The sequence below is a fragment of the Bradyrhizobium sp. JR3.5 genome, assembly GCF_054057015.1.
Genome location: NZ_JBSRYV010000001.1, coordinates 1534577 through 1547000 on the forward strand (window position 1 = coordinate 1534577; position 12424 = coordinate 1547000).

At 66.0% G+C, this 12424-nt stretch carries 14 protein-coding genes and 2 pseudogenes; 9 read left to right on the top strand and 7 right to left on the bottom strand.

The annotated features are described in order from the left end of the window. Window positions 1-329: 329 nt before the first annotated feature. Both ACVWW1_RS07710 and ACVWW1_RS07715 read right to left on the bottom strand, forming a co-directional pair. On the bottom strand, window positions 330-755 hold the full coding sequence (locus ACVWW1_RS07710; protein ID WP_456655397.1) for a LysR substrate-binding domain-containing protein: 426 nt from the start codon (window positions 753-755) through the stop codon (window positions 330-332). An 85-nt stretch (window positions 756-840) separates the two neighbouring features. Beyond that, a pseudogene (locus tag ACVWW1_RS07715) lies at window positions 841-1182 on the bottom strand (LysR family transcriptional regulator); the annotation flags it as partial. Between the two features lie 27 nt (window positions 1183-1209). Between ACVWW1_RS07715 and ACVWW1_RS07720 the strand changes: the two are divergent. Beyond that, entirely contained in the window at window positions 1210-2292 is a 1083-nt protein-coding gene (locus ACVWW1_RS07720) for a bile acid:sodium symporter family protein (protein WP_456656636.1), read from the top strand. Window positions 2293-2442: 150 nt separating this feature from the next. On the opposite strand, the gene ACVWW1_RS07725 is transcribed toward ACVWW1_RS07720, so the two are convergent. Continuing rightward, window positions 2443-3372, bottom strand: coding sequence for a glycine/sarcosine/betaine reductase selenoprotein B family protein (locus ACVWW1_RS07725; RefSeq protein WP_456655398.1), 930 nt, complete (start codon window positions 3370-3372; stop codon window positions 2443-2445). A 91-nt stretch (window positions 3373-3463) separates the two neighbouring features. Here ACVWW1_RS07725 and ACVWW1_RS07730 point away from each other — a divergent pair, with 91 nt between their 5' ends. The 6 genes and pseudogenes from ACVWW1_RS07730 (at window position 3464) to tsaA (ending at window position 7409) form a co-directional block, all read left to right on the top strand. Further along, window positions 3464-4570 carry a transglycosylase SLT domain-containing protein gene (locus tag ACVWW1_RS07730; RefSeq protein WP_456655399.1) on the top strand — a complete coding sequence of 369 codons (1107 nt, stop codon included), beginning with the start codon at window positions 3464-3466 and terminating at the stop codon, window positions 4568-4570. A 206-nt stretch (window positions 4571-4776) separates the two neighbouring features. Further along, complete coding sequence (locus ACVWW1_RS07735; RefSeq protein ID WP_456655400.1) at window positions 4777-5529, top strand: AzlC family ABC transporter permease; 753 nt, start codon at window positions 4777-4779, stop codon at window positions 5527-5529. After that, entirely contained in the window at window positions 5526-5870 is a 345-nt protein-coding gene (locus ACVWW1_RS07740) for an AzlD domain-containing protein (protein ID WP_176530835.1), read from the top strand. The genes ACVWW1_RS07735 and ACVWW1_RS07740 overlap by 4 nt, the downstream gene beginning before the upstream one ends. Before the next feature lie 60 nt (window positions 5871-5930). After that, window positions 5931-6299 (top strand): Bug family tripartite tricarboxylate transporter substrate binding protein, encoded by a 369-nt coding sequence (locus ACVWW1_RS07745; protein ID WP_456655401.1) that lies wholly within the window; start codon window positions 5931-5933, stop codon window positions 6297-6299. A gap of 14 nt (window positions 6300-6313) precedes the next feature. Next, entirely contained in the window at window positions 6314-6913 is a 600-nt protein-coding gene (locus ACVWW1_RS07750; RefSeq protein ID WP_456655402.1) for a Bug family tripartite tricarboxylate transporter substrate binding protein, read from the top strand. 3 nt (window positions 6914-6916) lie between these two features. Further along, a pseudogene (gene tsaA, locus ACVWW1_RS07755) lies at window positions 6917-7409 on the top strand (tRNA (N6-threonylcarbamoyladenosine(37)-N6)-methyltransferase TrmO). 105 nt (window positions 7410-7514) lie between these two features. Here the strand turns inward: tsaA and ACVWW1_RS07760 are convergent. The 4 genes from ACVWW1_RS07760 to ACVWW1_RS07775 all read right to left on the bottom strand — a co-directional run bounded on the left by ACVWW1_RS07760 (window position 7515) and on the right by ACVWW1_RS07775 (window position 10646). After that, window positions 7515-7940, bottom strand: a complete 426-nt coding sequence (locus tag ACVWW1_RS07760) for an HIT domain-containing protein (protein ID WP_456655403.1) — start codon at window positions 7938-7940, stop codon at window positions 7515-7517. 53 nt (window positions 7941-7993) lie between these two features. Then, the gene (locus ACVWW1_RS07765) at window positions 7994-9244 is read right to left on the bottom strand and encodes a GNAT family N-acetyltransferase (protein ID WP_456655404.1); all 1251 of its coding nucleotides are present in this window, start codon (window positions 9242-9244) and stop codon (window positions 7994-7996) included. Window positions 9245-9422: 178 nt separating this feature from the next. After that, on the bottom strand, window positions 9423-10175 hold the full coding sequence (locus ACVWW1_RS07770; protein WP_456655405.1) for a glycerophosphodiester phosphodiesterase: 753 nt from the start codon (window positions 10173-10175) through the stop codon (window positions 9423-9425). 3 nt (window positions 10176-10178) lie between these two features. Beyond that, a complete protein-coding gene (locus ACVWW1_RS07775; RefSeq protein WP_456655406.1) occupies window positions 10179-10646 on the bottom strand; it encodes a RidA family protein in 468 nt (155 codons plus the stop codon). A gap of 263 nt (window positions 10647-10909) precedes the next feature. Here ACVWW1_RS07775 and ACVWW1_RS07780 point away from each other — a divergent pair, with 263 nt between their 5' ends. Both ACVWW1_RS07780 and ACVWW1_RS07785 read left to right on the top strand, forming a co-directional pair. After that, on the top strand, window positions 10910-11773 hold the full coding sequence (locus ACVWW1_RS07780) for a cell envelope integrity EipB family protein (protein ID WP_456655407.1): 864 nt from the start codon (window positions 10910-10912) through the stop codon (window positions 11771-11773). 125 nt (window positions 11774-11898) lie between these two features. Continuing rightward, the gene (locus ACVWW1_RS07785) at window positions 11899-12300 is read left to right on the top strand and encodes a RidA family protein (RefSeq protein ID WP_092114816.1); all 402 of its coding nucleotides are present in this window, start codon (window positions 11899-11901) and stop codon (window positions 12298-12300) included. Window positions 12301-12424 lie beyond the last annotated feature (124 nt).

Consider the following 12424-nt stretch of genomic DNA (forward strand, 5'->3'; position numbering starts at 1 on the left):
CGCGGGGCGGCTGGTCCGAGCAGGGGCCGCATCGAAGCTGCGTTCGTTCTCCCGCTTGCGGGCAGGGCTATCGCATGGCGCCGACGTGTCCACGTCGTCATAGCCGGATGCGATAGCCCGCCGTCGCAGGGGGCGCACTGCCAAAATATCGAAAACAACCCCATGCAAAGGAGCCGGTGGCTGCCGGCGGACACGGCAACTTGACTCGTCGGGCAAATCAGCGGTATTGTTCTATTATTCAGAAATCGTGATGCGATTGCACTGTCCGCAAGCGGGAGAGGTGCAACGAGCGCGGCGTCAGACCATTCCAGCCAAACATCGCTGTACTCCTAAGGCCGGAGCCGCCCGCCGCGTTCCGTGATCGCCTGCGCCAGTTCGACCGCCGGGCCGCGCCTGGTCCGGCGGGCGGTGCGGACCACGAACTCGACGCTGCCGAGCGGCGGCAGGCCCGATGCCGGCATCGCTTCGAGTCCATCCGGGATCAGGCCCTGCGCCTGCGGGGTGATGCCGAGACCGGCGAGCGCCGCGGCGTGCAGGCCGCTGAGGCTGCCGCTGGAGCAGACGATGCGCCAGGGCCGTCCGAACCGCTCCATCGCCTCCAGCACCACGCTGCGGCTGACGCTCGGCGGCGCGTAGAGGATCAGGGGCAGCGGCTGTTCGGGATCGAGCCGCATGCCCGGCGCGGCGGTCCACACCAGGCGGTCTTGCCACACCAGCTGTCCCAGCGCGTCGCCGGGCCTCCGCTTGCCCAGCACGAGGTCGAGCTCGCCGGCATCGAGTTGCTGGTAACAGCACGGCGCTGAGGCCGATCGTCAGCTCGAGATCGACCTGCGGATGGCGGCGGACGAAGTCGCGCAGCAGATCGGGCAGGCGCGAGCTGGCAAAATCCTCAGCGGCGCCGAACCGGACTTTTCCGCGCACCTGCGACCCCGCGAAGTAATCGCGGGCACGGGCATTGGCCTCCAGGATCGGGCGCGCAAAGCCCGTCATCGCCTCACCGTCGGCGGTGAGCACCACCGAATGGGTGTCGCGCACGAACAGCCGGCGCCCGGCGGCGGCCTCGAGCTTGCGGATGTGCTGGCTCACGGTCGACTGCTTCAGGCCGAGGCGGCGGCCGGCCTCGGTGAAGTTCTGCGTCTGCACCACCGTGAGGAAGGTTTCGAGCTGGGCCGGGTCGAGCATGGCGGCGATCCGTCATTACGTAACGTCATGACAATAACATCGGTAAGCGCAGTTCACAATCGACATGGGGAGCGCCATTTTCCGGTCAAGGAAAGGAAGCCACCATGGACTATCAGCCGCCTGCGTTCATTCGTGCCTGTCGACCCCTACATCGCCGCCATCGTCGGTATGGTCGGCCTCGCCACGCTGCTGCCGCTGCATGGGCAGGGCACCGTGATCGGCGGCTATGCCACCGATGCGGCGATCGCACTGCTGTTCTTCCTGCACGGCGCCCGGCTGTCGACCACGGAGGCGCTGGTCGGCGCCCGGCACTGGCGGCTGCATCTCGTGATCTTCCTGTCGACGTTTGCCCTGTTCCCGCTGCTCGGGCTCGCAGCCCATGCGCTGGCGCCGCATCTGCTGACGCCGGCGTTATGGGCGGGCGTGATCCTGATCTGCATCCTGCCGTCGACCGTGCAGTCGTCGGTGGCCTTCACCTCGATCGCGCACGGCAATGTGTCGGCGGCGCTGTGCTCGGCGACCGCCTCCAATCTGCTCGGCATCGTCGCGACGCCGCTGCTGGCGGGCTTCCTTCTGTCGAGCCATGGCGGGTTCTCCGGCAACGCCGCGCTCGACATCGTCGTGCAGCTGTTGCTGCCGTTCGTGGCAGGGCAATTGTCGCGGCCGATGATCGGCCGCTGGGTTGCCAGGCATCATGCGATGCTCGGCCTGGTCGACCGCGGTTCGATCCTCCTGATCGTCTACACCGCGTTCAGCGACGGCGTCAGCCACGGCATCTGGCATCAGGTCAATGCGACGCAGATGGCCATCGTGCTCGGCCTCGATGCGCTGCTGCTTGTGGTCGTGCTGCTGGTCACCAGTTTCGGCAGCAAGCTGCTCGGCTTCTCGCGTGCCGACCGCATCGCCATCATGTTCTGCGGCTCGAAGAAGAGCCTGGCGAGCGGGCTGCCGATGGCGAGCGTGCTGCTCGCCGGGCAGTCAGTCGGCCTGATCGTGCTGCCGCTGATGCTGTTTCACCAGATCCAGCTGATGACCTGCGCCGCACTGGCGCGCCGGTATGCGGGCGGCGAGGAAGGGACGTCACATGATGCCGCCCCGGTGCACGCGTAGGCATTTCGCCCTCGCTGTCGTCCCCCGGCTTGACCGGGGGACCCTGTACGCCGCGGCTTCTCCGTGACCAACTGGTGTCTCCGGAACACTGGGTCGCCCGGTCGAGCCGGCCGATGACACCGTGAGCTTGGCAAGTAACAGCGCCTGACGCTATGCGACGCGCAGGCCCTTCGCGATTTGCTTCTGCGCATCGAACTCGCGGCGCAGGCGCGCCAGCTCCTCCGCGCTCAGCGCTTCGGCATTGCTGTAATCGCGCTTCCAGGACGCGTCCTCGCTCCAGCGCAGCGGCGATTGCACGGTGGTCTGCGGACCGGGTGCAGTTTCCAGCACGCGCAGCGCGAGCTCCAGCGTGAATGCCTGCGAAGCCACGTCATTCGGCTTGCCGGCGGAGTTGCCGAGCGGGAAATCGGAGAACAGGAAGCGCGGCACCGCGGCGTGCTCGACGATGTCCTTGGCGCAGCCCATCACGACGGTCGGGATGCCATTGGCTTCGAGATGCCGCGCCACCAGGCTGACGGTCTGGTGGCAGACCGGGCAGTTCGGCACCAGCACCGCGGCGTCGACCCTGTCGTCGCGGCAGCGCCTGAGGATTTTGGGCGCATCGGTCTCGATGGTGACGCGCTGGCTGCGGTTGGTCGGGGCGCCGAAGAAGTGCGGCGCGACCTCGCCGATCTTGCCGGCCGCGGCGAGGCGCTTGAGTTGCGCCAGTGGGAACCAGGTGCCGCTGTCGGTCGCCGTGGTGTGGGTGCGGTCATAGGCGATGTGCGAAATCCTTAAGTCGTGTGGCTGCGACGTGTCGCCGTCATAGACCGAATAGAATTTTGCCCCGCCATTGTATTTTGCGCCCGGGCCCTGGTCGCCCCTGGCTGGATCGAACGGTGCCGCCGTCGTGATGATGGCGACGCGGGACTGGCTCAGCGGCTTCTTCAACGGCTGGAACGGGGCGGACGTGTAGTGCGCCCAGCGGTAGGGGGTGGTGTAGCCGATCGCCGCGTAATAATCGCGGGTCCGCTTCATGTAGCCGATCGGGGCGTCGTCGTCGGGGGCAAAGCCTGTTTGATCATCTGAGGCTGCGGCCATTTTGCGCTCCCTTTTGCGCGCCATCATTTCAGTCCATAGCTAGACCACGAGCCTGCGGTGTCAAGCCGCGCCGCGCGGGAACAGATTTGCGATGCGAACAGGTCTTTGCGCCGCATGGGTCATGCTTGTGTTGCTGGTGTCGCCGGCCGGCGCCGGCGCGGAGGACGCGCCTGCCGCAGTACCGGCGACGCCGCCAAGCCCCGAGCAGCCAACGCCGCCCGGCGACAAGCCCGCCGAGAAACCCGCGGCCGCGCCGGCGGAGCAGCCTGCGCCGCCGCCGGGAGAGCAGGCCGCACCATCGGCCGGGAAACCTCCCGCACCTCAGCCAGACACGCCCGCGCCACCTGCCGAGAAGCCCGCGGCCGCAACCGACAAGCCCGCAGACGACGCGCGCGAGAGCGACACCCGCGAGGCGATGTGCCTGATGATCGAGTCGGCGGCGCGGGCGAACGACCTGCCGCTCGAATTCTTCGCGCGCGTGATCTGGCAGGAGAGCCGTTTCCAGGCCGATGCGGTTGGGCCCGTGACCCGGAGCGGCCAGCGTGCGCAGGGCATCGCGCAGTTCATGCCGGGCACCGCCAGCGAGCGCGGGCTGCTCGATCCGCTCGATCCGGTGCAGGCGCTGCCGAAGTCGGCCGAATTCCTCAGCGAGCTGCGCAACCAGTTCGGCAATCTCGGCCTCGCGGCCGCCGCCTACAATGCCGGCCCGCGCCGGATCCAGGACTGGCTCGCCGGCTCCGGCTACATGCCGCAGGAGACGCGCAACTACGTCTCCGCGATCACCGGCTCCAGCGTCGACGACTGGGCCGCCGCCGGCCGCAACGGCAAGATGCCGGAGCGCAGGCCGACTGCGAGTTGCCGCGAGCTCATGGCGCTGTTGAAGCGCGCGCCCAATCCGTTCGTGGCCGGGCTCGAGCAGCACATCACGCTGTCGGCGGCCAAGGTCTGGGGCGTACAGCTCGCCGCCGGCTTCAGCCGCGACAAGGCGCTTGCGATGTATGCCCGTGCCATCAAGCGGCTGTCGAGCGTGATCGGCGATCAGGATCCGAGCCTGCTCGGCTCGCGGCTGCGCAGCCGCGGCAGCGCGATGTTCTACCAGGTGCGCATCGGCGCCGACACGCGCCCCGAGGCCGACGGCCTGTGCAACCGCATCCGCAAGGCGGGCGGGGCGTGCTTCGTGCTGAAGAACCGGGCGTGAGGGCACGGACCTCTCCGCGTCATTGCGAGGAGCGCAGCGACGAAGCAATCCATCCGTCCGCATATGCAGAGGAATGGATTGCTTCGCTTCGCTCGCAATGACGACTGGGGCTGCCACCGTCGCATGGCAGTGCTGTGCAGCCGCTTGCTTGACCTATTGAGCACCGCGCCCTAAGCCGCCGCCATTGCAAAACCATCCGGCTCCCCGTGGCGCTTCCTCCGCTCGATTCTCCGCAATGGCAGACCTCGTTCCGCGCCTTCCTGTGGGGCGCGCGGTCGATCGGCGCGACTGTGCTCACGCTCGTGCTGTTTGCGACCTATCTCGGCATCGGTGCGCTGGCGCATGATTCCGGCTTCTCGCTGGGCTGGACGCTGGCGAGCACGGCGTTCGTCTGGGCGGGGCCTGCACAGATTATCGTGATCACGACGCTCGGCTCCGGCGCCACCGTGCTGCAATCGGCCATCGCGGTCACCGTCAGCGCGATCAGGCTGTTTCCGATGGTGGTGTCGGTGTTGCCGATGATGCGCACCGAAAACACCAAGCGCCGGCATCTGATCCTGGTGGCGCATCTGACAGCCGTGACGCTGTGGGTCGAGTGCTTCCGCTTCCTGCCGCAGGTGCCGCGCAACCGGCGGATCGCCTTCATCCACGGGCTCGGGTGCGGGCTGGTGTCGGTCTGCCTGATCGCCAATACCATCGGCTACACTCTCGCGGCTAACCTCACGCCGCTATTGGCCGCCGGCATGCTGATGCTGACGCCGCTGGCGTTTCTGTTCTCCACCGCGCGCAATTGCCGCGAGCTCGCCGACGTCATCGCGCTGGTGCTTGGGCTCTTGCTGTTCCCGCTGGCGGCGATGCTGAACAGCGGCGTTGACATCCTGGTCAGCGGCGTCGTTGCGGGAACCATCGCCTATGGCGTGCACCGCGCGAGGGCGGGCATCGTGAGGGCGGGCGCATGAGCAGCTTCATCGGCGACTGGCACGCGCTCGCGATCCTGTTCGTGGCAGGCGTCATCCCCAACCAGATCTGGCGCATGCTTGGCCTGTGGTTCGGCGGCGGCATCGACGAGAACTCCGAGCTTCTGGTCTGGGTGAGGGCGGTCGCCACCGCGATCCTCGCCGGTATCATCGCGCAGATCGTCGTGCAGCCGCCGGGCGCGCTCGCCAGCGTGCCGGACTGGCTGCGTTACGGCGCCGTTGCCGCAGGCTTTGTCGCGTTCATGCTGGCGAGGAAATCGATCTTCGCCGGCGTGATCGTGGGCGAAATCGTCATGCTGTCAGGCAAATACTGGCTCGGCTGATTGCGGCAACCGCATTATCCGTTACTCTCGCTCTCCAAGAAACAATAACGGGGGAACGTCATGCGGCGGCGCGCATCATCGGTCTTCATCGTGGCTCTGGCTGCCTTGCTGGCAGCAGCGCTGCCTGCGCGTGCCGCGGACTATCCGTCACGTCCGATCAAGCTCGTGGTGCCCTACGCCGCGGGCGGCCCGACCGACGTGCTCGGCCGCATCGTCGGCGAATATCTCGGGCACGATCTCAAGCAGGTGGTCGTGGTCGAGAACAAGGCCGGCGCGCAGGGCGCGATCGGCGCCGAAGCGGTGGCGCGTTCCGATCCCGACGGCTACACGCTGTTCGTGACGGCCGCCTCGATCTTCGTGCTCAATCCGCTGCTCTACAAGAAGCTGCCCTACGATCCGGCCAGGGATTTCCGCCTGCTATCTCCGTGATCACGGATGCGCCGATGATCATGGAGGTGCATCCGTCCGTCCCGGCAAGGACGATCGCGGAGTTCGTCGCCTACGCCAAGAAGAATCCCGGCAAACTCAATTTCGGATCGGCCGGCACCGGCGGCACCGTTCATCTCGCCGGCGAGATGTTCAAGCAGATGGCCGGCGTCGAGATGACCCACGTGCCCTACAAGGGCGCCGGACCCGCGCTGACCGACCTCTTGTCAGGCAACATCCAGCTGATGTTCGACACGCTCGGCACCGCGCTGCCGCCGGTCAAGTCAGGCATGCTGCGCGCGCTCGCCGTCAGCTCGACCGAGCGCATCCCCGACTTGCCCGATCTGCCGACGATTGCCGAGAGCGGCTACCCCGATTATGCGGTCAGCGTCTGGTATGGTATTGCGGCGCCGTCGAAAGTGCCTGACGAGATCGCCGACAGGATCAAGGCGAGCCTGGACCGGGCCTTGAACGACGAGGCGTTTCGCGCTTCTCTGGTCCGGATCGGCTTTCCGCCGCTGCGCGTAAAGAGCCAGGCCGAGATCGACAAATTCGTGGACACCGATCGCGCGCGGTGGGCGGGCGTGGTCAAGGCGCTGAACATATCGTTGGACTGACACATGGTACGTGAAATGGAATTGCGCCAGGGCGAGGTCGCCGTCGACATGCCGACGGCGCGCGACGCCGGGCTCGTCTTCATCGGTCGCATCCGCACCCCCTGGACCTCGCGGCTGGCGACGCCGCGGCAGGGGCGGCATGACGGTCCGGTGTGCCGGCTCGAGATCTTCGAGCCGTGGGTCGCCGCGATCAAGGGCGTCGATTTCTACTCGAACCTCGAAGTGCTGTACTGGCTGCACCAGTCGCGCCGCGACATCGTGCTGCAAAGCCCGAAGAACAACGGCAGCACCCGTGGCACCTTCTCGCTGCGCTCGCCGGTGCGCCCGAACCCGATCGGCACCTCGATCGTGAAGCTGGTCGGCGTCGAGGACAACGTTCATCTGGGTGCGCGGCCTCGACTGCCTCGACGAGACGCCGCTGATCGACGTCAAGCCCGACCGCTGCGAGTTCACCCCGCTGGCCCCGCCGCAGGCCGGGGATTTCGAGACGGAGTGAAGTCTCACCGCCGTCATTGCGGGGAGCGGAGCGACGAAGCAATCCATCGCTCCACATATGCCGAACGATGGATTGCTTCGCTTCGCTCGCAATGACGAAGAAGCGCTACTTCAACGCGGCGATCAGCTTCGTCGCATTCGCCTCCAGCACCTTGCCGTCTTCCTTGTGGCTGGCGGGCGGCAACAGCGCCACGCCGTCCTTGCGCGGCATCACGTGCATGTGGAGATGGAACACGACCTGACCGCCGGCGGGCTCGTTGAATTGCTGCACGGTGATGCCGTCGGCCTCGAACGCCTTCATCGCGGCGGCCGCGATCTTGTGGGCGGCACGCGCGACGTGGGCGTAGTCGTCCGCCTTGATGTCGAGGATGTTGCGGGCAGGGGCCTTCGGGATGACAAGCGTATGCCCGGGCGAGCGCGGCATGATGTCGAGGAAGGCGAGCACGTGCTCGTTCTCGTAGACCTTGTAGGAGGGAAACTCGCCGCGCAGGATTTTTGCGAAGGGGTTGTTGTTGTCATAGGCGGCGGGCATGGCGGCGGCTCCTCGGATTTTAGAACGCTAATGTCTTGGTCGCGGTCCAAACGTCAAGCGTCGTCGTCGGCTGTCTTCCGGAACGGTCCGGCCTCGGTCAGCTCGCGGCCGACCTCCGCGACATAGTCGCGCTCGCGCTTGAGGTAATCGGCGATCGCCCGGCGCAATCCGGGATCGGCGATGAAATGCGCCGAATAGGTGGTCTGCGGCAGGTAGCCGCGCGCCAGCTTGTGCTCGCCCTGCGCGCCGGCCTCGACCACCTTGAGCCCGCGCTGAACCGCGAAATCGATCGCCTGGTAGTAGCAGACCTCGAAATGCAGGAACGGGTGGTGCTCGATCGCGCCCCAGTTGCGGCCGAACAGCGTGTCCGACCCGATGAAGTTGATCGCGCCGGCGATCCAGCGGCCGTTGCGCTTGGCCATGACCAGCAGCACGTCCCGGCTCATGCTCTCGCCGATCAGCGAGAAGAACTCCCGGGTCAGATACGGCCGGCCCCATTTGCGCGAACCGGTCTCCATGTAGAACTCGAAGAACGCGTCCCAGGCATCCTCGGTGATATCCGAGCCGGTCAGCCAGTGGATGGTGATCCCGGCGGTCACGGCCTCGCGGCGTTCGCGCTTGATGCCCTTGCGGTGACGGGAGTTCAGCGATCCCAAGAAATCGTCGAAGCTCTTGTAGCCCTCATTGTGCCAGTGGAACTGCTGGTCGGTCCGTTGCAGGAAACCGTGTGCACCCAAGAACTTTGCCTCGTCCTCGCGGGCAAAGGTGACGTGCACGGAGGAGGCTTCGGTGGCGTTGCAGAGCGCCCGGAGGCCCCGCGCCAGCGCCGAGCCGATCGCCTCGCGGTCGACACCGTCGCGGATCAGAAGCCTCGGCCCGGTCGCGGGCGTGAAGGGAACGGAGACCTGCAGCTTCGGATAATAGCTGCCGCCGGCGCGGTGATAGGCCTCGGCCCAGCCGCGGTCGAACACGTATTCGCCCTGCGAGTGCGATTTCAGATAGCAGGGCACGACGCCGACGATCCGGCCATCAAGCTTCGCGATCAGATGCCGGGGGCCCCAGCCGGTTCGCGGGCAGGCCGAATTGGAGGCCTCGGCTGCGGCGAAAAAAGCATGTGAAACGAATGGGTTATAGCTCGAAGCTGCAGTCGTCTGGCAATCGCCTGCGGCAGCCTGCGAGGCCAGCGTGTCGAGGTTGTGGATGCTGTCCGCGTCGGCCTTCGGATTGGCGCAGGCATCCCATTCCGCGGCCGGAATGCCGCCGATGTCAGCTACAGCCTCTAGGGTGATTTCAGACGACGCCATCGAGAGTGAAGACCGGTGCCTCTTTTGAGCATGATCTTTCCGGAACAGCTGGCTCCACTTCCGGATCATGCTCCGCATTCCGCCATCGCCGATGACGACCAACGCTTTGACCAACCCTTGCCAAGATCGTGCGTCGCAGCGACGAGTTCAAGACTGCAAAGGGCCTGTCCGGGACATGTCAGGTTCCCGGCACAAACCCCTCGAAGATCATCTGGTCGGCGTAGCGGGCCGCGCGCTCGCGCTGTTCCGCCGTCCGCACGGTCCAGGCCAGCAGCGGGCAGCCGAACACATTGCGGGCGATCCAGGGCGCCGGCGCCGGCAGCTGGTTGACCCAGAAGGCAACGAAATGCGGCTCGGTCTTGAAGCCGTGGCGCAGATACAGCATGCCGTCGCGCTGGGCCGGCGTCAGCTTGGTCCAGGAACTGTCGTCATAGGTGCGCTGAGCGGTGATGCCGCGCGGCAGGTTCGGCATGGTCTCGTGCAACGCCAGCACCTGGTCGGGATCGAACGACATGCCGACAACAGGGCCGGAATAGGACGACAGCACCTCGGCCATCCGCCGAACCAGCTTGCGGTCGCCGTCGAAATGGCTCTTCACCTCGACCACCAGCGGGACGCGGCCGGCGACCAGCGTGCAGAGGTCGCCGAGCGTCATCATCTGCTCGGAGGTGTTCTTGAATTTCACCGCCTTCAGCTCGGCCGCGGTCTTGGCCGACAGCAGGCCCGAACCCTCGGTGAGGCGGCCGAGCGCATCGTCGTGATGCACCATCGCCTCGCCATCGGCGGTGAGCTGGATATCGCACTCGATCGCGAAATTGCCGGCGACCGCGGCACTGGCCGCGGCCGGCATGTTCTCGATGACGCCGCGTGCGGCGTCATGCAGGCCGCGATGGGCGACCGGCCGTTTGGTCAGCCAATCAGGGGCGCGCATCGATCAGGAGACTTCGAACACGCCTTCGACCTCGACCGCGGCGTCCGCGGGCAGCGAGGCGACGCCGACGGTGGTGCGGGCATGGCGGCCCTTGTCACCGAACACAGCAACCATCAGGTCGGAAGCGCCGTTCAGCACCTTCGGTCCGTCGAAAAAGTCCGGCGCCGAGTTGATGAAGCCGCCCAGCCGCACCACGCGCACGACCTTGTCGAGATCGCCGAGCGCGGCCTTGACCTGGGCCAAGAGGTTGATCGCGCAGCCGCGTGCCGCCTCGGTGCCTTGCTCGATCGTGACGCCGGCGCCGAGCTTACCCTTGGCGATCAGCTTGCCTTCGGCGTTGAAGCAAACCTGGCCCGAGACGAACAACAGGTTTCCGCTGCGGACGAAGGGGACATAGTTCGCGACCGGGGAGGTCGGCTCCGGAAGTGTGATGCCCTGTGACGCCAGTTTCTGTTCGACGGTACCCGCCATTTTTTTTCCCCAATTGGATTTGCTCGAAGCCTGAAACGCGGTCAGGGCCAAGTTTGTTTCGATTGTTTCGCGCATCGTGCCGCCGGTTGCAAGCGACGGTAAGGTGAGGGCAGCGCGGCCGTGACGTGCGCAATCGCAGGGAAAACTGCCAAGAATGACGGCAAACTCGCGCCTTACATTGCTATTTTGTCAGACTTGCCCCAGTTGCGGCGCAATACCACCGTCACTATTGTGGCGAATCCCTGCCTCATCGAGGAAAAACCATGACCTTGCCGTTTCGGAATCCGTCGCGTGCCCTGGTGCTCACGATCGCCGTTGCCGCAGGAACCGGTCTGGTGCATGGGGCGGCCGCTGCGGCTGGCGGGCCTTTTCTGGCGCATCAGGCGCTGTACGATCTGAGCCTCGTGAAATCGCGCGGCTCCAATTCGGTCAGCGATGCGCGCGGGCGCATCCTGTACAATTTCTCCGGCAGCTCCTGCGAAGGCTATACCTCCGAATTCCGCCAGGTGTCCGAACTCGACAGCGGCGAGGGCAAGGTGACTTTGTCCGATCTGCGCTCCTCGTCCTGGGAGGACGCGTCGGGCAAGAGCTACCGCTTCAAGATCGACACCCGGATGAACGACAGTGAATCGTCGCCGGTCGACGGGATCGCCGAGCGCGTGGGCGATCATATCACCGTGAAGCTGACCCAGCCGGTGAAGAAGATGTTCAATCTCGACGGCAAGATCGTGTTCCCGACCGAGCAGATCCAGCACATCATCGCCGCCGCCCGCGACGGCAAATCGGTGCTCGAACAGACCGTCTATGACGGCTCCGACAATGGCGAGAAGGTCTACAACACGCTGACCGTGATCGGCCGGCCGATCGCCGGCGACCGCGCGCCGTCATCGCCCGATCCGTCGACCGCGAGCGACGCGATGAAAACCATGACCCGCTGGCCGGTAACGGTGAGCTACTACGACAGCGACGCGCGGGCCAAGGATGGCGAGCAGACGCCGGTCTACGCGATGTCGTTCGAACTCTATGAGAACGGCGTCTCCCGCGCGCTGGTCCTGGATTACAACGATTTCGTGATCTCGGGCGCGTTGGACAAGTTTGACGTCAGGGATTCCAAGCCCTGCAAGTGAGAGGCTGCCCCTCTCGGCATACGCGGCCAGGACGGAGCAAGCCTGAGCCCTCTGCGAGACCACACTGGCCGGATCCGTCCGACACGAGTACGCTTCCCAAAACACGCGTGTCAGGGAGGCACATCATGAGCAAGCTCGACCATCTGCGCCCCAGCGGCCTGCATCACAATCCGGCTTACTCCCACGTCGTGGTCGCCTCGGGTGCGCGCACGATCTACATTTCTGGACAGGTTTCCACCGACGAGGAGGGCCGGGTGGTCGGCGCCGGCGATCTCGCCGCGCAGACCACGCAGGTGATGCAGAATCTCGGCATGGCGTTGAAAGCCGCCGGGGCGAGCTATTCCAACATCGTCAAGATCACGACCTTCGTCGTCGGCTACAGACCGGAGCTTCGCCCGATCATCGGCAAGGCGCGCTCGGCGTTTTTCGAGGGCATGGAGCCGCCGGCCTCTACCCTCGTCGGCGTCACCGCGCTCGCGGCGCCGGAATGGCTGATCGAGATCGAGGCGGTGGCCGTCGCGGATTGAGGACTCTCATGGCGCTGCTGAAGGAACCGTCACCCTGAGGAGCGCGCACTTGCGCGCGTCTCGAAGGGCGACGGCCCGAGTCTTTCCGCACATCCTTCGAGGCTCCCTCCGCTCGCATCTCCAG

Coding starts and splice junctions, on each gene's coding strand:
- ACVWW1_RS07775 (WP_456655406.1), bottom strand. CDS start 10,646: ATGGCGGGTACCGTCGAACAGAAACTGGCGTCACAGGGCATCACACTT.
- ACVWW1_RS07725 (WP_456655398.1), bottom strand. CDS start 3,372: ATGGCCGCAGCCTCAGATGATCAAACAGGCTTTGCCCCCGACGACGAC.
- ACVWW1_RS07720 (WP_456656636.1), top strand. CDS start 1,210: ATGACAATAACATCGGTAAGCGCAGTTCACAATCGACATGGGGAGCGC.
- ACVWW1_RS07780 (WP_456655407.1), top strand. CDS start 10,910: ATGACCTTGCCGTTTCGGAATCCGTCGCGTGCCCTGGTGCTCACGATC.
- ACVWW1_RS07760 (WP_456655403.1), bottom strand. CDS start 7,940: ATGCCCGCCGCCTATGACAACAACAACCCCTTCGCAAAAATCCTGCGC.
- ACVWW1_RS07730 (WP_456655399.1), top strand. CDS start 3,464: ATGCGAACAGGTCTTTGCGCCGCATGGGTCATGCTTGTGTTGCTGGTG.
- ACVWW1_RS07765 (WP_456655404.1), bottom strand. CDS start 9,244: ATGGCGTCGTCTGAAATCACCCTAGAGGCTGTAGCTGACATCGGCGGC.
- ACVWW1_RS07740 (WP_176530835.1), top strand. CDS start 5,526: ATGAGCAGCTTCATCGGCGACTGGCACGCGCTCGCGATCCTGTTCGTG.
- ACVWW1_RS07785 (WP_092114816.1), top strand. CDS start 11,899: ATGAGCAAGCTCGACCATCTGCGCCCCAGCGGCCTGCATCACAATCCG.
- ACVWW1_RS07770 (WP_456655405.1), bottom strand. CDS start 10,175: ATGCGCGCCCCTGATTGGCTGACCAAACGGCCGGTCGCCCATCGCGGC.
- ACVWW1_RS07750 (WP_456655402.1), top strand. CDS start 6,314: ATGATCATGGAGGTGCATCCGTCCGTCCCGGCAAGGACGATCGCGGAG.
- ACVWW1_RS07745 (WP_456655401.1), top strand. CDS start 5,931: ATGCGGCGGCGCGCATCATCGGTCTTCATCGTGGCTCTGGCTGCCTTG.